This window comes from Kocuria coralli (genome assembly GCF_008831305.1).
Classification (GTDB): Bacteria; Actinomycetota; Actinomycetes; order Actinomycetales; family Micrococcaceae; genus Kocuria; species Kocuria coralli.
This window is the reverse complement of the sequence record NZ_ML708631.1, coordinates 13,256-36,850: the sequence shown is the minus strand read 5'-3', so window position 1 is coordinate 36,850 and position 23,595 is coordinate 13,256. Positions and strand designations below refer to the sequence as shown.

The following is a 23,595-nucleotide window of genomic DNA, read 5'->3' as shown; positions in this document are numbered from 1 at the left end:
GTTCCTTGCGCTCACCGCTTGAATCCGCCAATCCCATGAGATCCCCCAGGTTCCCCCGGTCCCGATTCACCGAAGTGATATGTGCATAGATGTTCTTGGTCATGAGGTCATCCCGCCTTCAAGCTTCAAGTCGTGCTCGAACAGGAGATGGTCGAGGCCATCTCGAAAGGAAATGTTCAGCTGCGAAGTCCCCGGCGGCATCTCGCCGGTCCACTGTCCTGGGACGGGGAACTGAGCTGCCCGCCCCAGTCTGGCGCCCGATGGATCGAGGAAACCCATGTCGGCGCGGAGGCCGCCGGTACCGGGCGCGATCGTACGGCTCGAGGCAATGACCGAAGCACCCTCAAGGCCGATCTCCAAGGTGCGTTCCAACCACGCGGCGACAGGGCGCAGGTCGTCTGGACAGGTCTTCGTGTCGTAGGCGGGGAACAGCTCAGTCCTGCGCCATTCATGCGTCACCTGGAGGACGGTGGTGTCTGTGTGGAAGAGCCGTTTCAGGATCTCCACGACCTTGTCCGTCGACGGCGGAGCGTGACCCTGTCCCGTGTCCGCCATCCAAACGACTTGGTCCGCGCTCCTGGCCCATAGGCCGGCTGAGAGTCGGCGGTAGTCCTGGGCATCCAGATAGGGACCGCAGTGCTTCTGGACGTGCCAGTCGCTCGCACTCTGCAGGTAGAACAACCGAGCCGGAGCGTGTGACGGCAGGAAGTCGAGGAGAGATCGCCGGCGTCCGTAGAAGCTCATCACATCACGCAGCTTCTGCTTCCATTGCGGGCCTGTGAGGTCACGGGCGTGGGAGGGGAAGGCGCGGGTGGCGTACGCCTTGACAAGAGGCGGAGAATACTCGGCGACATCCGTCTGAGGATTCCAGACGAAGACAGAACAGTTGCGCCCGAAGCGGTGCCCCAGCTCCAGGGCCGCGAAGGCCCCCGCTGATCCGCCGACCATCCAGAGATCTCGCCCGAGACGCTCACTGAGCGGCGAGAGCGCGGTCTCGACCTGGCTTTGGACATCCTGCGCCTGTGTTCCCGCGTACCAGGCGATGTTCAAGTCCGGCGCCAGGTTCAGCGCAGGGTCCGAGATCGCGATGAAAGGCACCTCGGACCTTTCCGCGATGCCCCGCCCGGAGAAGAACGGCGGCACTCTTTCGGACCGCTTCGTAACGGCACCGGAGAAGACGACCAGGACAGGTCCGGCGAGCTGCTCGAACGGCTGCCCGCCTAGCAGAAGCTCCAGCTCGGACCCGCCGGGGCCGCCGATGACGTGCACGCCGTCTTCTCGAACAGCCGCACTGTGGAAGTCCTCAGCTGTGTTCCATCGATACACCGGGTCTTTGCCGTACCTCGACGCCTGGCGCTGGCCGAGGGGGATCTCCCGAGTTCTGGTCTTCATATGCGCTCCGATGCGACTCGAGCGATGATTTCACCCTGGAATCGGATGAAGCCGATGATTTGCACCTTGCCGGGCGCCTGCGGGAACGTCGCGCGGGCCACCTCGCTGTAGCCCCTGACGGCCACGCGTTTCCCGCCAGACATCAGGTAGAAGCAGATCTGCGCGTTTCTGAGCCGGAGCTTGTCGAAGTTCGTGACGACGTTCACTCTGTCGCCGCTCCGTTTGACCGTCAGCCGGAGATCCGGAGCGAGGAGCCCGAAGGTCATATCGTTGTCGCCTTCGGCCTGTGCGCCATCCAGAGCCAAGATGTCTTCGACGCGGTCGAGCGTGAACTCTCCGTGCTTCTCGAGGACATGGATGTCCTTCATATGTGCGGACAGGTTGGAACCCCATCGCATATAGACGAGGCCGGCACTGTGTTCCCGGACGTAAGAGAGACGGAAACCTCTCTTCTCGGCCACGAAGCCCTGATAGATGTCGATGATCTCGGGTATGGACCATGGTGAGAGCGGGACCAAGTCCACCTCGGATGGCCGCGCGATCACGAAGCATCGGTTTCCACCCATGCTGCGCCGCATGTCCACATCCTGGAAACGAACGTGGGCGCCCTCGACGTACCCGATGTAGGTGTGCAGCGGGCCCAGAGCCATGATCGGGTCGTCGGGGAATTCGGCTTGAGCCGCGGTTGCCATGCGCACGAGGGACCCCACATGGTGCCTCAGCATCAGGTCGTCGTCATCGATCGCCGCTCGAATCAAACGTCCGTACTCCTCGAAGCGGATGTCCGAGTGAGCTGCGGTGAAGTGCCCGCCCCGGTATGGGCCCTGCTTGTTGGGGTTCTTCAGCCAATCGATATGGTCGCGCTGAGGATAGCCTTCTGCCGGATGGTCGTATTCATGGATGCGGTATCTGGCTCGGGGAGAGTGTGATGCGGATTCGATGATCCGGCGTGTCCTGTGGATCCACTTCTGCTTGTCCGAGGAGATGTAGATGGTGACCAGCAGTTCGGCGTTGTCTGGAATTTGCTGTGCCAGCAGGGACGACAGGGAGATCTTGAATCGCTCGAAATATGTGGCGAGCACGTTCTCGTCCTGCTCGTTGTCGCAGAACATGGTCTCGATCAAAACCAGGGTCCGGGACATCGGTTCGTCGGAGAGGGGCGATTCGCTGACAAGATCCGGCAAGCCCGGCTGATCCATCGGCTCGTCAAGGGCGGATGGTTCGCTGAGGGACTCCGGCACGCCCGGCCCCTGCATCGGCGTCTGGGCCAGAATGCTCTGCGTCACGGTGGGCGATATCCGATTCCAGACCTGCACCCGGGGCTGCGAGGAGGCGGGAACCTGTAGCGTCAGCTCGTGTCCGCGCGACCAGCTGCCGATAAAGAGAGGGCCCTCGTCACCGTAGACATCGAACTTGAAGTGCGTACCGGGGCCTGCGGCATTGATCCGCAGAGTGTCCTCCGTGACCCAGTCGAGCTCGGCGTCCAGGGACGGCGAGCCTCTCTTCCGCGGAGGTACCTCCGCCCCTTGCCATGGCTCGCGTAGAAGCGCTGCGGGCACCAGCTCGTGAATGTCGACAGCGATATCGTTGACATCCTTGAGCCGCTGCTTCAGGAGCTGGACGGCGGGAGAACTCCAGGCACCGAGCAGGGCGCCGAAGGTCATGTCCGTCCCCCGGTCGTACACCGTGCCGACATCGACGGGCGCGCTGGTGCGCCACCCGGTTGATGTCCATCCGATCAGCGGCTTCATCTGGCCGTTTCGGACGTCTTTGCGCTGCCCGTCGGTCAGCGACGCCACATGCAGGGTCTTCTTGGCCCTTTTCAGGGCGAATCCCGAACTGAGAGCCGTAGCCTTGACGCCCTGTCCGCAGTGCCAGCGTTGCTCGGCCTTGACGGGCGAGTCGGACTGCACCCGATCCAGAATCAAGGTCAGATCCCACTTCTTCAGGTACGTGATCCTGCGGTCGATCTGCACGCCGGAATAGCTGGTGTCCGAGAAGGTGAAATCGGTGTAATCGTCTGTGTCCTCGTGGTGAGTAAGCAGAACCGGTTGATCTCGGCGTGCTTCTCGCCCGGGGACGACGATGAGGCTGTGCGACCTCCGCGACTTCATGTACTCCTGCAGCGGGTCCTGTCCGTAGTAGTAGCGGCCGCCGTTGTCGAGCCACTGCACGCCGTCGGCGCAGAAGGTGATCCCGCCGCCATCGCTGTGACCGTGGATCTTGTTCTGCCGGCCGAACGTCGCCGCCAGATACGTCTCTTGCACGAACGGCCTTTCCTGACCCCAGCCGCTGCGGACGAAGGCATAACCCTGGTCGTAGACGGCCGTCGTGGCGGACGGCGCGGTGCCTCGGCGACCGAAGGATTGGGCGTACTCGGCAGCAGGGTGCGTGATGCCTCGCAGCTTAGAGGTGTTGGTGTCACCGATGCGCGCCAGGTACCCGAGCGGGGTGGTCGCGTGGCTCAGCACCTCGGGGACCAGGTCTAGGCGGTGCGCTCCCTCCGGTCGCTCCACTCCTTCCAGGTCCAGGCGGGTCATCGCCTCCTGCCACCATGAGTAGTTCAGACGGTGGTACGCCACGGAGCCCTCTTCGCTGACTCCTTCCTCGTCCCAGGACTTACGAAGACGATCTCCCAGCCAGGACACGGCCGTGTCCATGGCCGTCGTGTCCTCCAGGACGGCGGATACCACGAACAGCCCGAGAATCTGATGCAGCGCATGGTTGCCGTGTTTGATGTGCTTGGGATCCTGCAACCAGTCTCGGTGCTGTTCCAGGCTCCTGATGAGCCATTCCTGTTCGCCAACCGCCAGCAGTCCGAAGCTGAGTTCCATGGCCCGGACCCCATCGGCCATGTCGGTCCACGGCCAGCGGGATCCGCCTTTTCCCGGGGGGTTCGTCTGGATCCAGGAGCGCGCATACCGTGCCCAAGCTTCGGCCGACTTCTGGTCCCCCGCCTGAGCCGTGCGACGGAGGGGGTCGAGCCAGCGCAGCATGTGGTACTGGAACTGCCAGTTGTTGTCGTCGAAGGGGTTCTCCGACCAGGTCGGGTCAGCAGGAAGCGCCCATTCCTTATGGGGCGGCATGGTCAGGCTCCCGCTGAGCAACCCGGCTGCGACCGCGTCGTCGTCCTTGCGAGCCATGAAGTGATGGCCGATGGCCTGGCGTTTCGCTGATTCAAGATTCACCATGATTCGCTCTCGCTCTATCGCCTGCGGTCTGAGGGGCGGGCTGTTCCTGGGCTTGCCGTTTCGATCGGCCAATCGGACCCCGTCACCGAGACCTGCTGCAGATCGGCCGGCGTAGTCCGGTTCTTGACACTCAGGCGCGGATCGGCGATACCGCTGAGGTCGAAGGTCTGCTCGCCCCTGGACAGCCAGGGGACCCGCTGGACGGGTTGCTTTCCGTCGTACAGGTCGAAGGCGAAGTACCTTCCCGGGCCGTCGGCCACGATTCTCACGGTGTCCGATCCCACTACCTCGGCGGAGACTTCGAGCGCCGAAGGTCGGCGACGAGAGCTCGCCGCCCGTGCGCCGGGCCAGGGTGCGCGGAGGAGCGCCGCGGGTATGAGCTCATGCACCGCGACGGTGACGTCGGAGGAGCCGGTCAGCTGCTGGGTCAGCAGGTCCACGGCCATGGGCGTCCACGTGCCCAGCAACGCACCGAAAACCAGATCCGTTCCCCCGTCGTAGACCGTGGCCACGTCCACTGGAGCGCTTCTGCGCCAACCGGTGGCGGTCCAGCCGACCATGGGTTTCTTCTCGCCGCTCCGGACGTCTTTGCGCTGGCCTCTCGTCAACGCGGAGACGTGGAAAGTGCTGTCCTGATGAGACAAAGCGAAGCCAGTACTGAGGGCAGTCGCACTGACGTGCCTGCCGCAGTGCCAGCGCTGCTCGGCCTGCACCGGCTCCACGGACTCAACACGATCCAGGACCACGGTGAGATCCCAGTGCCTGAGGTACACGACGCGTCGGGTGATGCTCACGCCCTCGTAGCACCTGTCCGACAGCAGCAGGTCCGTCAAGTCCTCGGTCACCTGACTGTGGATCAGCTCCACCGTCCTCGACTTGTCGGGAGTGCGCTCAGGAAGTACCACGAGGGAATGCGCCGCCCGGGACTTCATGTAGTCCTGCATCGCATGGCGGCCGTAGTAATAGCGTCCAGCGTCATGCAGCCACTGCACGCCCTGGGAGCAGTAGGTCAGGCTGCCGCCGTCGACGTGGCCGTGGACCTTGTCCTGAGGGCCGAAGACCACGGTCAGGTAGGTCTCTTCTGCGAATGGCCGGTCCTGGCCCCATCCGCTGCGGATGTAGGCATAGCCGCGGTCGTAGATCGCCGTGGTCTTCGCCGGAGCAGCTCCGCGGGTTCCCCCCGACGTCACGAAATCGGCGTAAGGGTGGTCGATATCCCGGATGGAGGCTGCATTGGTGTCCCCGATCCGGGCCAACCGCCCGAGCGGGGACGTGGCATGCGCCATTTCCTCAGGGGCCAGCTGGAGTCGCTGAGCGCCCTCTGGACGGTCGATGCCCTCTAGGTCCAGGCGGGTCATGGCCTCCTGCCACCACAGGTAATTCATGCGGTGGTACGCCAGGGAGCCCTCTTCATTGACGCCCTGCTCATCCCACGCATCGCGGAGCCGACTCCCGAGCCAGTCGACGGCCAGGTCCAGACCGGCCTGGTCCTCGAGGACAGCGGACACCACGAACAATCCCAGGGTCTGGTGCAGCCCGTGATTGCCATGCTTGATGTGTGCCGGATCCGAGAGCCAATCCCGATGCTGCTCCAGGCTTCGGACGAGCCAGTCCTGCTCCCCCACCACGCACAGCCCATGGCACAGCTCCATGGCGCGGATGCCATCGGTCATGTCGATCCAAGCCCACCGGGACTTGCTGTTGCCGGGTGGATTGGATTCGATCCAGGACCGCGCATAGCGCTCCCAGGTCTCGGCTGCCTGTGCATTTCCGTTCTGCCCGGCTCGCCGCAGGGGATCCAGCCAGCGCAACATGTGGTACTGGAACTGCCAGTTGTTGTCGGAGAAGGGATCTTCTGTCCAGCTGAGTTCCTCCGGCAGCTGCCACTTCTTGTGCGGAGGCAGCGTCAGCTCGCCCCCGCAGAGCTTTGCAACGAGCTCCTCATCCTGGGGCCCCGCGACGAAGTGCGTGCCGAGAGCCTGGCGTTCAGCCGCCCTGAGGTTGACCATTCAGGTTCCCTTCCAGTCCCGTCCCCTGGGCGGTGGTGTCCTCTGAGAGTTCGACGTCGCCGTCAGCGGGCTCCTCGGCCTCGGGCACCGCGACCATGTAGAGATCGCTGGTCGGATCCTGCGGATCCGAGAACTCCAGCTGAATGCCGTACGTCGCCGCGAGCTCGCGCAGGACCGCTCGGCAAGCCTCCCTGTCCTCTGCCTGTACGAAGTTGTTGTACTTGTGCACGAACCATTTCTCGAAGAACGGCCGGGCCCTGAACTTGATGTAGTCGTCCATCAGTCCAGAACTCTCGAGCCACCGCACCCGAGCCGACTCAAGGGGGATGTACTTGCGGAAAAACCCGGGTGACACTGAGTTCACGACGGAGTTGTCGACGGCCCCGTAATACACGTGGATCGGGAAGTTCACGATATCGATCTGCTCCGCAGCGTGGAGCATCTGCTGGAAGGCGAGCGAGTCCTGCCCCAGAGCGCCGATCGGTTGCGTGATACCGGTGCCCCGTAGCCATGGCGTGCTGGCGACCAGAGCCTGGATACTCATGGGCTGGAAGTTGATATCCGACATCGTGCTGCTGGGCAGTCTCATGGCTATCTGGACGCCGCGACCTCCCAGAGCCTTGTTCAGGATCGCGGAATTCGCGACATACCGCCGCGTCCGGGCGAACTTGAGCATGTCACCGATGGCGAAGTCCGATGCCGACTCCTTGACGATGTCCAGGAGCCTTGCAAAGCCGTCGTTGACAGCTTCGTTGTCCGGATCCAGGTAGGTGATGTACGGCGCCGAGGCCATTTCCAGGCCCTGATTGCGTGGCCTGGAGGCGCTGCCGGAACCTCCCGGCGGGTTGAAGTATGCCTTCACCTGCGGGAAGCGTCGCTCGAGGTCCTGGACCACCAGCGGGGTGATCCCATCTGTGGAGCCGTCATCGACCAGCAGGATCTCCATCCGCTCGAAGATCGAGGACCGCTGGAGGGAGCGGAAGCACTTGTTCTCCAGATGCCGGCCGTTGTTGTACACCGGCACTACCACGGTGAGTTCAGGGCTTCGAGCGGAACTCCCCCCCGCATCCGACCGAGTTCGCCGCCCTTCCGGCCAGGTATCGACGCCGAAGGGGTCCGTACCGTATCCGGAGCCCTCGATGACACCGGACTGCAGCCAGCGGTCAGTCACCGATGAGGTCTGCCACACCCCGGCTCGGAACGGGTCATCCGCGTGCCCGATCGGCTCGTGGTCGTCCTTGGACACAACCCGGCCGGAAGACTCATATCCGTTCTTCGCCACGAAGTCCACGTCCGCGTAGGCGAAGGCCGCGACCTGAGACCGGGCGTAGTCGTGGTGATACCGGTAGTCCTCGCGGATCGGGAGGATGACGGTGTGCTCCGTGGGACCGCCTGCACGAGCATGCCTGAGCTCGCTGATCGACATGACGTCGACATCCATCGTCTGCTCGGCGGCGATACGTCGTACCGTCTCGGTCACTTCCTCGGCGACCATGAGCGCCTTGCCGTGGGTCCTGGTGGTCGGTAAGCCGACGGTCTGCAGAAGCTCTGCCACGCGCTGGTGCGAGGTGTGCTCGAAGAAGGCGCGGTGCACCCCTTGAGCCTGCAGCCGATACAGCTCATCCCCGTGCAGTTGCTCGAGCATCGCCCGGGTCTCGAAGGCCGAGTCCGTGATGAGAATATTCGGGAACATGTTGTTCAGCGCCCGGCTGTAGTTGGAGATCACCGCAGCACCCATGGCCTGCAGCTCCACCGCGCGGTTGGCGAACATGGTCGCTGAATCCGTCACGGAGTTGAGGTTGATCTGCACGTCCACCAGTCGCTGGATCCGCATCAGGTCTGTGTGCGGAACCCCAGGGCCCACGAACTCCAAGTATTGCTGAGGGTAGAAATATTTGCTGTCGCCGAGAGTCGAGTTGCGGTCGAGGATCAGCAGGTCCCGGCCGGAGTCGATGACCCCGTCGAAAATGTGGCGGGCCGACTTCTTCCGTAGCGGGTATTTGTGGTCGAGCCAGGAACCTGCGAACAGGACCTCTTGTCTCCGATGCCGCCGTGACCCCACGGGATTGTGAACGAGCGGATTCACGCCGAATGTCAGAGCACGGACTTCCTTCACATCCGGGCAATCGCGGCGGTAGTCGTCCACGACTTCTTCGGCCGACGTGAAGATGTAGTCCGCTTCGCGTGCCAGAGGGAGGAACCGGATGTAGTTGGGCGGGTCCTCTTTGGAGTAGAAGGCCACAGGCACCCCGGCGTCGCGGAATGCGGGGATCACCTGGCTTCTGATGGGACCTTGAGAGACCGTGGCTCCCATCCATTCATTGTGAAGACCGCGCCAGGTCGAGGCGATGAGCAGCAGATCGGACTTCAGGGCCTCGTCCTGGAAGTTCTCGGGCGTCAGGTACGTGACGTCCGCGGTTCCGTTCAGGGAGTCGTATAGGAACTGATCGGCGATCATGGCGATCCGCACGGGATGCGGGTTCAACGAGCGGGTGCCGAGATGCTCCGGGAGGTCCGCTGCCAATCGTTGCAGGTCGGCCACCTCGTCACGGCGGAGCACCCGATCCATCAGCGCGCTGAAATCCTCCGGATCCCTGACTGGAGCAAGGTCGCCCCAATCACCGCGGCGGACGGTGCGGGCGAAGGATTCGGACTGGTACCAGTGGCGGTCCTTCTCCGCCAGGGCCTTGCGCTCCTCGAGTTGCCCGATTCGCCGGCGCACCCTTGTCTTCCGCAGTTGTGCCTGCTCCCGCTTCACGCCTTACCTCCTCGCACAACCCTCTTCCGGGCTGACCAGTAGGCTCGCTGGACGCGTCCACTGAGCGAAGCCCGTAGCGCGTCCCGCTGCCCGCGCGCAACGTGCAATTCTGCCTTCACCGATGCCAGTTCCTTTTCAGCCCTGACCAGTGCTCTCTTGGACTTGTTCCATTCCGATTCGAGCCACCAGATCTTCTTCAGGCTGGTCCTTTCGGCTTCCTTGAACTCACGATCCCGCTGCTCCAGATTGCCGAAGAAGACGATCTCCTTCTTATAGCTGGTGACCAGTTCCTTGTTCAGTGCTTCTATCTCGCGGCTTTGCGCGCTGAGCAGAGCCTGAAGAGCCTGGATCTGCTCATCGGGCATCTCCTGCCCGTTGTTCTGACTCGTCATCGCAGGTTCCTTTCCGTCCTGGTCAGTGCGCGGTCGAGGGCTGCGTGCACCACCGCCGTGTCCAGGTTGGCGTTCACGAAGTCCGCGGCCCGGCCGACCATCTCAATCCGCTCCTCTGGGGCGTGATGGAGTTCCAGGATCCGCTGAGCCATCTGGTCAAGACCGGCTACGAGCCACTCTCGCGGGTAGATCCGATCAGCACCCGGCCAGGCAATCGAGACGGGTGCAGCACCGGACGCAGCACCGTCCGGGAGGGTGAGATGGAAGGACTCGCGGTCGCTCACGGATACTCCGTACCCGATTCCCTGGAACCAGTCAGGCATGTCATCGCCGTGGGGGTCGAAGACCACGGCTTGACGCCCTGCACGCTCGTTGAGCCGCTCGATCCGCCTGTAGCACTCCTGGTACCAGGCCATCTCGTCTTCGCGCTTGAGCATCCACGCGTAGTCTTCGGGTCGTTTGCCCTTGACCCGCAGAGTCCAGCGCGGATCCTCGGCCACCAGTGACTCGATGACCGTCACGGCCCGGTCCAGGCGCTTGACCTGGGGCACGATGCCCACCAGTCCCAGGGTGAACTCGGCCTCAGCGGATTTGGGGCGATCCAGCCGTTCAGCACGAACGATATTCGGGATCACCAGCGTCTTGTTCCGTGGGATTCCGTGGCTGCGTACGGCGGCATCGCGCATGAGCTCGCCCACGAAGATGTATTCGTCGACTGCGGCGTGCCGGATCCGCCGTAGGTAAGGGCGGCGCAGTTCCTGAGCATGGACCCGTACCACCAGACGCTGCCCGCGAGTGACATGGCGGCTGTACCAGACGGCGTTGCCCAGGCCCCACTCGCAGAAGACGGTGTCCGCCCGGCGCAGAAGATCGAGCGACCGCTCCTCATCGTGGTCCGCGTGGTTCTCCCACTCGTCGAGCAGCACCTCCACGCCCTGCTCCTGGAGGTGATCGATCCACGACTGAGCGAACTTCAGGTCGTGGCCGGCGATGAGCACGCAGCCGGCCTGTTGCGGGTCGGATCCGGAGGAGAGGGAGCGGCCCGCACTACGGGCATTGGCCGTGTTCTCGTCGTCCGGTGCGGGCGAGGACGGGCTCGGCAATGTCAGGCAGAGCATCTGCGGGCTTTCCCTGAGGGCGTCCACCTCGGGAGCCGAGTTGTTCACCGGCACCATGCCTCCCTGCAGGTCCTCGGGTGAAGACCCAGGCTGGGCGATGATCCGTCCGTCATGGGCATCCGATCCCCTGTATCGGCAGCCGAGCGCCTCCCAGGAGCCCCATCGGGTGGCAGAGAGCAGATCCTCGGCCCAGGTCCGTGAGAAGGCGAAAGGCAGAAGCGCCCACCACTGAATGTCGCCGGGGAGTGGCTCCTCGGTGCCCAGGACCCGGATTCCCAGCCGCTCCGCCCGCCGGGCAAGCTCCGAGGTCACGTCGTCCACCCGTACCGCGCCCGGGAGCACGGACTGGGCCAGGACGCGGTCGGCGTTCTCCGCCGCCAGATCGCAGCCCCATGCCGGGAGGCTCAAGCCTTGGACCGGGACGCCCGCCGTGCGGGCCATGAGGATGAGAGCGGTGTCAACGGTGTGGCTGCGCAGAATGGCTCGCATCTGCAGCCACGCTTCGGCCAGGTGCTCCTCCGGGTCATGAGTCCAGGCGCCCAGGTAGGCCCGCCAGTACATCTCATTGTTGGTGTTCGGGATCTGCCCGGCGAAGGTCTCGGTGATGCCCCTGGACCATGCGGACATGACCACGCCACCGCTCGCGGCGATCTCGACCACCCGGCGCGAGAACATGGTGGGTGACTCCGCCACCGAATTCACGTTCAGATTGGCGATGTGCGACTTGTAGCTGTCCAGCACCTCGTCATAGGGCAGCGAGCCGCGCACAGCGCCGGCGAATTCCTGAGGGAAGCGGTACGGCGAATCGGGGATGGCGAGCTGACGATCGTAGATCACCAGCCCGCCGTCAGAAGCCTCCTGAGCGGTGCGCAGCAGCTGTTCCAGCTGCTGTGAACGATGTGCATAACGTTCACCGTAGAAGGTACCGGCGTAGGCGATCGTGTTCTCATAGGGCCGAGCGCTGGGCAGCGGGTTGTGCACCAGAGGATCCGCGTAGAACGGCAACGACGACGCCGTGACTGCCGCACCGTCGTCCATGCTGTGAGCTGTCTTCAGATACTCGCCGATCATCTCCGCGTCAGTGGTGAAGACATGATCGGTGCGGGCCCCGGTACGCCGGAACCGCTGGATATGGACCGGATCCTCCTTGTTCCAGAACAGGGTCGGAATCCCCGCACTGCGGCACTGCTCCAGCAAAAGGGTCAGGGAGGCGTCCTCCTCCTCGGAGTAGAACCCCACCCTGCGATGCCACTGGCCGTCGTTGCCGTTCCAGGCCGATTCGATGAGCACGAGGTCCAGGCCGGCGTCCTGTATCTGCTGCTCGAAGTCGTCGCGGTCCAGGATCACGATCTGCGCCGCGCGCTGCAGCGTCTTGGTCGTGAACTCATCCGCGATCAGGCCGATCCGCAGCTCGCCGATGGCTTTACCGGGAGTGGCTTGTCGACCCGCCACTTCGGCGGCCTTATGGTGCACATCACGAATATGCTGACCGAGGGTGGACCACTGCCGCTCGTCAACCGCCCAGAGCCGGCCCGCCCGCCCCTTAGCAGTGCGTAGTTCGGCATCCTCGATCAGCTGTTGCAGCGCATTGGCCAGAGACTTGGCGTTACCCGGCTCGAAGAGCAGACCGCGCTGGTCGTCTTCACCAGCCAGTACCCGATGCGGAGAGACATCGGACAGGACTACGGGCTTGGAAGCCGCGAAGGCTTCGAGCGGCTTGAGCGGGGAGACCATCTCGGTGACCGGCAGGGACTTGCGAGGGCAGGCGACGATGTCCACGCAGGAAAGGAACCGAGGGATCTCCTCGGGCGGCCGCCTCCCGACGAAGCGCACGCGCGAACCGAGTTTGTTCCGCTCCTTGTAGCTCTTGAGCTGCGGATAGACCCCGCCTCCACCGGCCAGGGCGATCTGGAACCCGACCTTGCGGCCGCGCAGGATGTTCGCGGCCTGCAGCAGGAGATCGAGGCCTTCGTACTCCACGAAGGAGCCGGCGAATCCGATCACCGGAACCTCGGCAGAGATGCCGTGGGATTTCGCGTACACCTCGTCGCGCGGGAGCGGCAGGAACGAGTCGGTATTCACGCCGTTGGGGAGGATCTCGATCCGCTCGGCGGGTACACCTCGACGAATCAGCTCATCTCTGGTCTCCTGCGTGATCGCCAGCACGGAGTCGGCGTGAGAGGCCACGTAGGCCTCCATCCTGGCCTGCCATGCGTAGCGCTCGGACTCGGCCCATCCGTCCTTGGTCGAGGCCTCGGTGACCTCCCAGAGGCCGCGCACCTCGTACACGAACGGCAGTCCCAGACGGCGGGCTGCGATCAAGGCGGGCAGTGCGTTGAGGTAGTTGGAGGCCGCATGGATGAGCGAGGGCCGCTTGAGGCGGGCTTCACGGACGAACGAGTCGGCGGCGACCTGGATGTAGTCGTCCACGCGCATCGACGGGAGGCTACCCTCCGGAAGGTGGACGTACTCCACGCCGTCGACGACGGTGGTATGACGACGACGCTTAGCCGGTGTGCCCTGGACGCCGCGGATGTCCCACGGATAGCCGCTACGGCCGACCACGAACACATCGGCTCCGGCAGCGCGCAGGCCCGTGACAACCCCCTGGGTTCGGACGCTGTACCCGTTGGAGTGGAAGGCCGGCGTGGAGTACGCGCAGTACATGACCCGGTCCCGTTCCGGCAGGTACGCCGGTCCGCTCGCTCGCGGGGGTACGACACGCTCCAGGTTCTCCTCCAGGACCGCGGTACCCCAGATGCGATCGGCCAGCTGCTGCTGCGCTCCGGTCATCGCGGACACCAGATCCGAATGCCGGATCAGCAGCGTCAGGCATTGCTCCAAGGCGCCATGGCCATACCAGAGCCGGTTGAGGCAAGCCGCCAGACGTCCAGAGTCGGGATGCTCTTCGAGCCGTTCCAGGAGTTGATCGAGAGTCATCTCCGACAGCAATTGCCGAGGCGGCACTTCCGCCTGGGGGACGGGTGCGCTGTCCTGCTCCGCATCCGGGCTGAGCTGAGCATCGGCAGGCTCGGTGAGCACTTCCGCCGGTTGGATCGCGGTCCGGTCCTCGGGCCGGTCGTCGGCCGATGTCTCGTCAAGGGACGGCTCAGGCTGCTTGAGCTCCGTGCTTGATGTCGCCGCACCCGCACGAAGCCTGCCCAGTTCGCTGGTGGCCTCCCGCAGTTCGCGGCCCATCTTGCCTTTGGAGACCATGGCGGACTTCAGATCCGACTGGGCTCGGCGCACTTGCGCCTGCAGCTTTCGGACCTGGGCCTGCTGCTCTTCCAAACGCGTCACGATGCGCATCGGATTGCGGCTGACTTCAGCAGCGATCAGGTTCTTGGCCTGCCGGGGGGAGCGGCGTTCGTCGTCGTACAACCTGCTGTCCTATCTTCGGGGGCAGGGCATCGGGGGTACCCTGTGGCAGCTTCCGTGAGACTGCCAGTGATGCTCAGCGCCAGAGGCCCTTGGTGTCGACCACGGTCTTCCCGGCCAGGGCGGTCGCGGGAACACCCTTGAACTCGTCGTGATCGACGAGCACCAGCACCACGTCGGCGCGCTCGATCGCCTCGTGGCAGTCGGTCAGCTTGACGTTGTCCAGGTCGGCCAGTGCCTTGGGGAGCTCGGACACATTGGGTTCGACGGCCAGGACCTCGGCGTCGCTCAAGGTCTGGGCCAGGACCTTGGTGATGTTCAGCGCCGGGGACTCGCGCAGGTCGTCGATGTTCGCCTTGAAGGCCAGGCCGAGTGCGGCCACAACGGGTTCCGATCGCCCTGCGATCGCATCCCTGACCTTGCCGATCACCCAGTGCGGCTTGCCGTCATTGACCTCTCGCGCCGTGCGGATGAGGTTCGAGTGCTCCCGATCCGAGGAGACGATGAACCAGGGGTCCACGGCAATGCAGTGACCGCCCACGCCGGGGCCCGGCTGGAGGATGTTGACCCGGGGGTGGTGGTTGGCCAGACCGATGAGCTCCCACACGTCGATGCCCAGCTTGTCCGAGATCAGGGACAGTTCATTGGCGAACGCGATGTTCACGTCGCGGAAGGAGTTCTCGGTGAGCTTGGCCATCTCCGCGGTGACGTCGTCGGTCTCGAGGAGCTGTCCCTGGCAGAAGCTCTCATAGACCGCGATGCCCCGCTTGGCCGCCTCGGGGGTCATACCGCCGATGATGCGGTCGTTGGTTACGAGTTCTTCCATGGCTTTGCCGGGCAGGATGCGCTCGGGGCAGTACGCCAGGTGGATGAGCTTCTTCTCCCCCGCTGCGGCCTCCTCGGGGTCCACGGTGAGGTCGGGACGGGCCGCCACTAGTACCTCGGCGAGCTTGCGGGTGGTCAGCGGCGGAGAGGTCGATTCGAGGATCACCAGCTCGTCGCCTTCGAGCAACGGGGCGATGTTCTCGGCTGCGGCCTCGATGTAGGAGGTGTCGCCTTCGTGGTGCTCCTTGAACGGGGTGGGAACCGCGATCACGTACACGTCACCGTGCGGCATGTGGGTGGAGGCCACCAGGTTCCCGGAGTTGACCGCTTTCTGGAGCTGCTGTTCCAGGCCCGGCTCCACGATGGTGACCTCACCGCGGGAGATCCGCTCCACCACGTCGTAGTTGACGTCTACGCCTTTGACCTTGACTCCGCTGTTGGCCAGGGTGACTGCGGTGGGCAGGCCGATGTAGCCGAGTCCGACGAAGACGACGGTGTCCGGGGTGTACGTCATGGAGGGGGTCCTTACGTGTTCATTGCTGGTTCGGTTCACCAGCATATGGGGGATGGGGGAGATTATTCGGCTAAAGGCACTAGTCACACACGGATATGCTCGATCCAGTCGCCGACGGACATGACGACGCCCGTGGAGAGGATGTGCTGATCCGGCACGGTCCAGGTATGGGCCTCTCCCCCGCGGTACTGGCGGAAGTTGAACCGGTCGGCTGCATATATCCGGCCGCCGGCCTGGGAGACGTCGGCCAGGAACGCGCTGTCCTCACCGGTGGTCCGGGCCTGGAACGGATGACGTTCGAAGACGGAGCGGTGCGCCATCAGGGTGGGTCCCAAGACGAAGTCGGTCCACCGGTGCTCTCGTTCCGCGAACCGCAGCAGGGTGACGTCGAAACCGCGGACGTACATGTAACTGGCCTGTTTGCCCACCACGTCCGCTCCGGTCACTCTCAGCACGGCCAGCTGATCGTGGAGGTAGTGGGGGCCGTACCAGTCGTCGTCGTCCACCTTGGTGACCACGGCGCCCCGGGAGGCGGCGACGCCGTTGTTGAAGCACTCCCCCAGCGACCATTCGGAGGGGGCTGCGATGACCTTCAGATCATCGATGCCGTAGGCACTGGCCATATCGCGGAGGCCATGCTCCGCGGGGTCGAAGCCGTGGCAGACGACCACGAGCTCCAGGTCCACATCGACCTGAGCGCCCATCAACCGCAGCGCCTCCGGAAGGTTCTGCGGCCGGTTGGTGCAGAGCACCGCCGACACGGTGGTATCCGCAGCAGTCCCGGATGCCGGGCCCTCACGGTCGCCGAGCGCCATGTCCAGCATCTGGGCGACTCGATGGGTGTAGGTGTGCGCGGACCAGACCTTGCGCTGGGCGCGCCGGACCATACGATCCGCCCATTCGGGGCTGCGTACCAGGGTGCGGATGACGTCACCGGCCTCGTCGCGGTCGTGTGCCACGGGAAGCTCGTCGGCGTCGAAGTACTCGTGCACCGCTGCGGAAGGGGTGGAGACCACCGGGGTGCCTCGGGAGACGATCTCGAAGATCCGGCGGGCGCACATGGAGGGCGAGTCGACCACGGAATTGACGTTGAGGAAGACCTTGTAGGCCTGATAGGCGGTCAGCATCTGCCGGTAGTTCAGCGAACCGACCACATGCCGGTCCATCGGTGCCGGGAACTGATAGCGCGGGTCCTCGCCCAGGTACCGGGAGAAGATCTCCAGGCCCCGGTTCATCTTGGGAGACACATCGGCGGCACCTCCGAGCAGGATGTCCATCTGCTCGCGACGCTCGGCGAACTTGTGCGTGAAGTACATTCCGCCGAATGCCACGTCACGATCGTGGAAGCCGTGCTGCGGGCGCGCCGGCGAATGAACGGCCGGCTGGGCGGCGAAGGGCAGGACCCCGACACGATCATGGCCCAGGTCCCGCCGGTACTGCTCCAGGAGATTGCTGTCCGTGGTGAAGACGACGTCGAAATATCCCGCGCATTCGATGAAGTCCGCGTAGTGGACCGGGTCTTCCTTGTTCCAGAACACCGTGGGGATACCGCGTGCCGCGACCTCGGCCATGAGGTCCTTGAACGGTTGCTTGACGCCCGAGGTGCCGGTCAGCTGGTACTGCCACTGGTCCTGGTTGCCGTGCCAAGCCGATTCGACGAACAGCAGGTGCGGTTCGTGCCGGTCCAGTTGCTCCCGCCAGCCTTCACGGCTCAGCGGCACCTGGTTCCACTCGTACCCGAAGGCCTGCTCCGAGAAGTCGTCGAGGATCGTGGCCACCGTTACGTCGGAGAAGGGCCGATCCCACTGCTCTGGGGGCGTGGCCTCCGCGAAGCTCAGGCGCTGCGGCTGATCGGGCCGCTCGACGACGGTGGTCAGCTGGTTCTGGCCGCTCACCCGGCGACGCCGGAGATAGGTACGCAGCTGGTCCGCGCCGCCTTGGCGCAGATGCCATACAGCGGTGCGGAGGGTCGCGAGGTCGAGCGACGGGCGGGTCATCGGTTCAGATCCACCAGCTCGACGGCCCGATGAGCGGCACGGTGTTCATCCCTGAAGCTCTGGGCGCTGAGCAGATTGCCCGCCGCCAGCATGGACATGTACTCGTCGTATTCCCTGACCACGTCTTGCGTGTTCCCGTCCATCACGACCTCGCCGGCGTCTATCCACACCACCCGGGAGCACATGTGCTTGATCTCGCTCATGGTGTGGGAGACGAACATGACGCAGCCGGCGTTCTCCCGGATCTCCTCCATCCGGGCCTGCCCGCGGGCCTGGAACTGGGCGTCGCCAGTGCTCAGAGCCTCATCCAGGATCAGCACATGGGGATTCGTTGCGGTGGCGACGGCGAAGCGCAGGCGCGCCGCCATACCCGAGGAGTAGGCCTTCATAGGCCAGTGCAGGGCCTTGCCCAGGGCCGCGATCTCCACCAGCTCATCGAAGACCTCGTCCACCTGCTGAGGGCTCATGCCCTGCGCCAGGCAGCCCAGGCGGATGTTCCGGTCGCCGGACAGGGCAGGGACCAGGGAGACGCTCACGCCCAGCTTCGAGGGTTTGTCGATGGCCCATACCCGGCCGGAGGTGGGATTCATCTGGCCTGCCACGATGTTCATGAGGGTCGACTTCCCGGACCCGTTCCTGCCGATGAACCCCACGAACTCCTTCTGCTCGATCAGCAGCCGGACATCCGTGAGCGCCTGGTTCTTCACGATCGCGGGCCGCCCGAGGGCCCGGCGCATGATCCGCTGAACACCGGGGATCTGCTCCTCGTCCTCGGCTCCCGTGCTGGTCACGTTGTAGACCATGGAGACATCGTCGACCACGACCGCGGGTTCAACGCTGTTCATTGGCGTAGCTCTCCTCGTTGAACCAGAAGACGATGAGACCGACCAGCCAGATGCCCAGGCACCACACCACCAGCATGGCCCACTGGCTCAGCGGGGGTGCGGTGTCGTAGAGCATCACCCCGCGGGCCATCTCCAGGACCTGGTACAGGGGGTTCATGTGGAAGATCGCCAGGATGGTGGGGTTGTCCGTGAACCTGGAGGGGTCGTAGAACAACCCCGAGGAGTACATCCACACCCGCGACGAGAGGGACAGGACGTTGCCGAAGTCCGGGATCCTATGGACCAGGGGCGCCGCGAGCATGCCCAGCCCCCAGTTGAAGATGGTCTGCAGAATGAAGATCGGGATGATCAGCAGCCAGATGGGCCCGAAGTGCTCTGTTGGCGGAACCAGCAGGACCAGCACGCACATCACGGCCAGCACGTACAGCTGGCTCATGAACTCGCGGAGATTGATCGACAACGGGATGGCAGCACGGGGGAAGGAGAAGCCCTTGATCAGGTTTCGCCCGTTGGCGATGGATTTGGCCCCCGCGTTGAAGGACCGCACCGTGTAGATGAACATCATGAAGCCGATGATGATGAACCCGGTGAAGTTCTCGATCCCCCGGTTGGTCTGCAGCAGCAGGCCGAAGATCAGGTAGAAGGTCAACCCGAAGAACAAGGGATTGAGCACGAGCCATACCTTGCCCAGAATGGTGTGATCCTGACTCACCGAGAGCCGGACCCGCGCATCGTAGACCACGAAGTGGCGCGCGCCCCATAGCTTGACCAGGTACTCCAGCAAGGGCGGCCGTGCACCGACCTGCTGCAGGCGGGAAGAGTCGTACACAGCGGAATCGGGGGAGTCGCTGATTGTCGAATCGGAGGCTGAGTTCGTGGTCTCGCTCATGAACTCCTCCGAATCTGCATCTTGTCGTCCTCTTGTTCGGCAGCTCTCACGAGCTGCTCATATCGCGCCAACGTGTGTGCTGCCACGGCCGACCAGGTGCGATGTTCAAGCACTGCCTGGCGGGCGGCCTCACCGAGTTTAAGCGACATCCCCCGATCAGCCCACAACCTGAGCACCGCATCGGCGAATGTGTCGGGATTCTCAGGCGGAACCAGCAGCCCCGTGACTCCGTGGGTGACGCTCTCCTGCATGGCCGGCAGCCTCGATGCCACGACCGGCGTGCCGCAGGCGGCCGCCTCGATCACCTTCAGGGGCGTGACCGACCGGGTGACGGGACGGTCCTGTCGCGGGGCGACGAAGACATCCAGGGCGCGTTGCCAGTCCCTGGCCTCTGCTGCGGAGACCCGCCCCACGAAGGAGACCCGGTCCGCCAGACCCAGCCTTTGCGCCAGGTGCTCGAGTCCCGGACGGGCGGCGCCGTCGCCCACGATCACCGTGCGTACCCCTGGCGGCCATTCGGAACTGGCGCGTATCAGATCGTCCAGGCCTTCGTAGTCCACCACGCTGGTCACGGTTCCGACCAGGAATTCCGAGCGGCCGATCCCTAGGGCGCGCAGTTCCAGCCGCTCGCGAACCGAGGCCCGATCCTCGAGCGGTCGTTCGTAGTCGGGCCCGACGGCGTTGGGGGCGAACCGCACCGCGCCCGCGGGGACCTCTCCCCGCGTGATGTTCTCGATGTGCTGCGCCATGGCGCCACCCAGGGCGGCGACGTCGTCCGCCTCCCCCATGACCTCCGCCTCCCGTGCATTGAAGCAGCGGTAGCGCTCGGAGGACTGGGCCATGGCCGGTCGCCGCGAGGCCCAGGTATCCGCCAGCTGACCCCGCACCTCGTACACCCACGGGATGCCGAGGGCACGGGCCACCGTGCGGACCACCTGGCCGTTGACGAAGTGGGTGGTGGTGTGCAGCACGCTCGGCCGTACCAGGAGGCACAGCGCCAGCAGTTCCTGGGCCTGCAGCTGCAGCCTGCCGGTCGCGGTGGACGGCAGGCGGGCGGGGCTGATCCGGTGATAGGTGACACCGTCCACCACATCGCTGTCCGCGGCCGCCAGCTTGCCCACTTGCGCCGGGTACCCGGGGCGGGTCTGGGCATGGACCGTCCATCCCGCAGCAGCCTGGGCCGAGAGCAGGGAGTGCGAACGGCTGGCGTAACCGCTGGAGGTGTGCGGCACGGAATTGGTCAGGACGTGCACCACGGTCTTCGGCCGCGGGCGGTAGGTCAGGGAGACCGCGCTCAGGGGCAGATCGGGTGCCACGCCGTGGAACTGGGCCCGCTCGTCGGCCAGGCGCAGCAGCTGGCGATGCTCGGAGCGGGTGGCCGTTCCCCCGAGCATCGCGTTCTGAAGATGAGCGACGGCAGAGGCCATCTCCCCCACCTGCCAATCGCGCCGGGCCAGGGTTCCCGCCATGCGCCGCTGGTTCCTGGGCAGTTCGCTGCTGAGCCGGAAGGCGTGGTCGGGTGCGTCGGTGGCGACGGCCACCTCCGTCAGCAGCCGCCGATCCTGCCGGTCGCGCCGAGAGACGGGAGCCGTGCGGGTATGGTCCTCCAGCACGGATTCGAGCTGGTCGTCGCGGCCCAGGATATGCAGCGCCACGGCGCCGCAAGCGGGGTTGAGCCGGCCCAGGTGCGAGAGCGGCCGGGCGATCGCCTGCGTGATGGACCTCGGCAGCCGCCGGGAGATCTGAAGGCCGAAGACCACGGGATCTGTTCCCATGTGCTCCATGGCGGTTCTGGCGACCAGGCCCAGCTGGCGGAGGAGAGGAGGGGCGGTCAAGGGCTCAGGCACTGCGCAGTTCGTCCTCGACCGTCGTACGCGTGGAGGGCATGGGCATCAACCGCGAGATCCGCCGGCTGGTGACGCGCTCGTGGACTCCGCGGAGGAACGAGTCGTACTGGGTGGCCAGGTCCGCGTAGTCGGCATGCTGGGCCACCCATTTCCGCCCGGCGTCGGAGACCAGCAGACGTCCGCGGTCCTCGATCAGCCCGCTCCAGAGACGGGCGATCTCCTGCGCGGTTCCGCCGACGACGTCCGGCGCCCCCGCCTCGTCGAGCACCAGCGCTGCCTCGCCCTTGACCACGGCGGTGATGTGGCGCCCGACGGCCATGACCTCATAGGTCTTGGAGGGAATGGTGGCCTTGAAGGAGCTCCAGTCGTCCCGCAGGGAGATCACCAGCGAGTCCGCGTTGCGGTAGTGCTGGAAGACCTCGTCCCGGTAGACGGGCTCCAGGAAATTGACCTCCACGCCCTGCCGGAGGGCGTAGCGCACCAGGGTCTCCTTCTGCGAGCCCTGGCCCACCATCGTGAGGCGGACGCCGGGTCCGACGATCTTGGCGGCATCGATCAGCCGCTCGAGGCGCTGGCTCTCTCCGTGGTTGCCCAGATAGAGCACTTCCAGCCGTCTGCGCTGCAGGGGCGGAGGAGGCAGCATCGGAGTCCGCGACAGCAGCACGCCGTTGCGGATGGTACTGACATGCTTGACCCCTCGCTTGCGCAGGGTCTCGGCGAAGCCCTCCGTGACCGTGACCACTCCGTCGGCATGGTTCTGCACGAACTCGACGGCGTGGTTGATCACGTCCTGCACCGCGCCGGATGCCACCCCGGAGTCCGTGACCAGGTTGGGCCATGCGTCGCGCATCTCCACGACCAGGGGAATACGGTGCAGCCTGGCGATCCACCAGCCTGCGGCGAGCAGCGGCAACGACGGCGCCGTCACGACCACGATATCGGCCCGTGAGCACAGCATCCCCCTGAGGCCGCTGCCCAGCGCGGTGAATACCTGGTCCAGCAGCTTGGAGAACCTGTCGTCGAGCCCCGTCAGGAACGGCACCCGCAGGATGCGCTCGCCCAGCGGGCCGATCTGGAATCGGGTGACCCTGCCGCGGGTCTCCGCGCGGTAGTCCGGGCCGTGGCTGTAGTGGGCCACCGGTGTGACCACGGTGACCGACCACCCGTAGGGGCGGAGGTGGCGTATCAGGGACTGCCACCGCCGTTGCGGAGGAGAATGCTCGGGCCAGTACGAGTGGGTGAGCAGCATGACCCTCAACGGGGGCTGTTCACCAGCCTCCGTCGAGTTCTCCTGCCGGGGACCCGTCACAGGCCGCTCCCGTCGTTGTCGCCGTTCTGCTGGAAGTATTCGTCCAGGGTGTCGTCGTCGATGGCCTGGCCGATCTCCTGCATGGCGTCGTGGTCGGGCAGGACGATCGACTGGCCGTCGCCGGAGGTCCCGATGCCCTCGGTGTGCACCGTGAACATGTGGATGTCCGAATGGCGGGTGCCGAGCATCTTGGGGACCAGTCCTCGGATGTACCCGGAGTCCAGGCCCTCCGAGACGGTCAGGTACGGGGAGATGGTCTCCACGGTGTCCGAGATCCTGCCGGGGTTGGTCAGGGTGTCGGCGCTCAGGAACCGGTCCAGCACTGCCCGGATATAGGCCCGCTGGTTCTGCACGCGGGTGTAGTCGCTGTCCGTGAAGGCGTAGCGCTCCCGGACGAACTTCAGTGCCGTGGTCCCGTCCATCTCGGTGGGGCCGGCCGTGAACTGGGTGCCGTCATCGGAGGTGAAGTCCTGCGGGACGTTCACGGTGACGCCGCCCAGCGCATCGGTCACGCCCTCGAAGCCCTCGAAGTCCACGGCCATCACCTCGTCGATGTGCGTGCCGAACAGGCTCTCCATGGTCTCGACCATCAGGGGCATGCCCCCCGAGTTGTAGGCGGAGTTGATCTTGGCCTCGCCCATCCCGGGAATGTCCACCCACGTGTCGCGCAGTACGGACATCACATACACCTCACCGCCGTCTGCGGGGATGTTCAGCAGCATGATCGAGTCGGCCCGCTCGCCGTCGCGCCCGCCTTCTCCCCCGCCCTGGGGACGTTGATCCGATCCCAGCAGCAGGATCGTCGTTCCCTCCGAGTCCTGGGGTCGATCCGATTCGGGGAATGCCGAGGAGGAGGGCACGGCGGTGACGTTGTTGTCGAAGTCGCGGCTCAGGCCGTTGATGTACAGGGAGATGGCCGCGATGATCCCGGCCAGGATGAGGACGAACACGATCAGGACGGCGATGAAGATCTTCAGCCCGCGGCGGCGCTTCCTGGCGCCGCGTCGTGAGTTGTCGCTGGAATCGGCGGAGCTGAAAAGGTCGTCCTTGATGTCGCCGGCCATTGGGTGTTCCTCCAAGAATGGTTGCCCTGAGGGTGGATGTCCTCCGCTCAGGGGACAGCTTAATACT

Annotated in this window: 13 protein-coding genes; all 13 read right to left on the bottom strand. The window is 65.0% G+C overall.

Annotated features, from left to right (window positions below):
* Window positions 1-99: 99 nt before the first annotated feature.
* The 13 genes from FCK90_RS14055 to FCK90_RS13995 all read right to left on the bottom strand — a co-directional run bounded on the left by FCK90_RS14055 (window position 100) and on the right by FCK90_RS13995 (window position 23,528).
* The gene (locus FCK90_RS14055; RefSeq protein WP_158034936.1) at window positions 100-1,098 is read right to left on the bottom strand and encodes a hypothetical protein; all 999 of its coding nucleotides are present in this window, start codon (window positions 1,096-1,098) and stop codon (window positions 100-102) included.
* A gap of 290 nt (window positions 1,099-1,388) precedes the next feature.
* Window positions 1,389-4,655, bottom strand: a complete 3,267-nt coding sequence (locus tag FCK90_RS14050) for a heparinase II/III domain-containing protein (RefSeq protein ID WP_158034935.1) — start codon at window positions 4,653-4,655, stop codon at window positions 1,389-1,391.
* Window positions 4,598-6,592 (bottom strand): heparinase II/III domain-containing protein, encoded by a 1,995-nt coding sequence (locus FCK90_RS14045; protein ID WP_158034934.1) that lies wholly within the window; start codon window positions 6,590-6,592, stop codon window positions 4,598-4,600. The genes FCK90_RS14050 and FCK90_RS14045 overlap by 58 nt, the downstream gene beginning before the upstream one ends.
* A complete protein-coding gene (locus FCK90_RS14040) occupies window positions 6,570-9,350 on the bottom strand; it encodes a glycosyltransferase (protein WP_158034933.1) in 2,781 nt (926 codons plus the stop codon). Before FCK90_RS14040 ends, FCK90_RS14045 begins: the two co-directional genes overlap by 23 nt.
* Window positions 9,347-9,742: a hypothetical protein gene (locus FCK90_RS14035; RefSeq protein ID WP_158034932.1), complete on the bottom strand. Its 396-nt coding sequence runs from the start codon at window positions 9,740-9,742 to the stop codon at window positions 9,347-9,349. The genes FCK90_RS14040 and FCK90_RS14035 overlap by 4 nt, the downstream gene beginning before the upstream one ends.
* Window positions 9,739-14,241: a glycosyltransferase gene (locus FCK90_RS14030; protein ID WP_158034931.1), complete on the bottom strand. Its 4,503-nt coding sequence runs from the start codon at window positions 14,239-14,241 to the stop codon at window positions 9,739-9,741. The genes FCK90_RS14035 and FCK90_RS14030 overlap by 4 nt, the downstream gene beginning before the upstream one ends.
* Window positions 14,242-14,314: 73 nt before the next feature.
* Entirely contained in the window at window positions 14,315-15,577 is a 1,263-nt protein-coding gene (wecC, locus tag FCK90_RS14025) for a UDP-N-acetyl-D-mannosamine dehydrogenase (RefSeq protein ID WP_158034930.1), read from the bottom strand.
* An 83-nt stretch (window positions 15,578-15,660) separates the two neighbouring features.
* Window positions 15,661-17,574: a glycosyltransferase family protein gene (locus tag FCK90_RS14020; protein WP_158034929.1), complete on the bottom strand. Its 1,914-nt coding sequence runs from the start codon at window positions 17,572-17,574 to the stop codon at window positions 15,661-15,663.
* Window positions 17,571-18,419, bottom strand: coding sequence for an ABC transporter ATP-binding protein (locus FCK90_RS14015; RefSeq protein WP_158034928.1), 849 nt, complete (start codon window positions 18,417-18,419; stop codon window positions 17,571-17,573). The genes FCK90_RS14020 and FCK90_RS14015 overlap by 4 nt, the downstream gene beginning before the upstream one ends.
* On the bottom strand, window positions 18,406-19,308 hold the full coding sequence (locus FCK90_RS14010) for an ABC transporter permease (RefSeq protein WP_158034927.1): 903 nt from the start codon (window positions 19,306-19,308) through the stop codon (window positions 18,406-18,408). Before FCK90_RS14010 ends, FCK90_RS14015 begins: the two co-directional genes overlap by 14 nt.
* On the bottom strand, window positions 19,305-21,155 hold the full coding sequence (locus FCK90_RS14005) for a glycosyltransferase family 4 protein (RefSeq protein ID WP_246180419.1): 1,851 nt from the start codon (window positions 21,153-21,155) through the stop codon (window positions 19,305-19,307). Before FCK90_RS14005 ends, FCK90_RS14010 begins: the two co-directional genes overlap by 4 nt.
* The gene (locus FCK90_RS14000; protein ID WP_246180416.1) at window positions 21,148-22,464 is read right to left on the bottom strand and encodes a glycosyltransferase family 4 protein; all 1,317 of its coding nucleotides are present in this window, start codon (window positions 22,462-22,464) and stop codon (window positions 21,148-21,150) included. The genes FCK90_RS14005 and FCK90_RS14000 overlap by 8 nt, the downstream gene beginning before the upstream one ends.
* A complete protein-coding gene (locus FCK90_RS13995; protein ID WP_158034926.1) occupies window positions 22,461-23,528 on the bottom strand; it encodes an LCP family protein in 1,068 nt (355 codons plus the stop codon). Before FCK90_RS13995 ends, FCK90_RS14000 begins: the two co-directional genes overlap by 4 nt.
* Window positions 23,529-23,595 lie beyond the last annotated feature (67 nt).

What these genes read in the sequence shown, in the direction of transcription:
- FCK90_RS14045 (WP_158034934.1), bottom strand. Translation starts at nt 6,592, where the DNA reads ATGGTCAACCTCAGGGCGGCTGAACGCCAGGCTCTCGGCACGCACTTC.
- FCK90_RS14020 (WP_158034929.1), bottom strand. Translation starts at nt 17,574, where the DNA reads ATGACCCGCCCGTCGCTCGACCTCGCGACCCTCCGCACCGCTGTATGG.
- wecC (WP_158034930.1), bottom strand. Translation starts at nt 15,577, where the DNA reads ATGACGTACACCCCGGACACCGTCGTCTTCGTCGGACTCGGCTACATC.
- FCK90_RS14035 (WP_158034932.1), bottom strand. Translation starts at nt 9,742, where the DNA reads ATGACGAGTCAGAACAACGGGCAGGAGATGCCCGATGAGCAGATCCAG.
- FCK90_RS13995 (WP_158034926.1), bottom strand. Translation starts at nt 23,528, where the DNA reads ATGGCCGGCGACATCAAGGACGACCTTTTCAGCTCCGCCGATTCCAGC.
- FCK90_RS14015 (WP_158034928.1), bottom strand. Translation starts at nt 18,419, where the DNA reads ATGAACAGCGTTGAACCCGCGGTCGTGGTCGACGATGTCTCCATGGTC.
- FCK90_RS14010 (WP_158034927.1), bottom strand. Translation starts at nt 19,308, where the DNA reads ATGAGCGAGACCACGAACTCAGCCTCCGATTCGACAATCAGCGACTCC.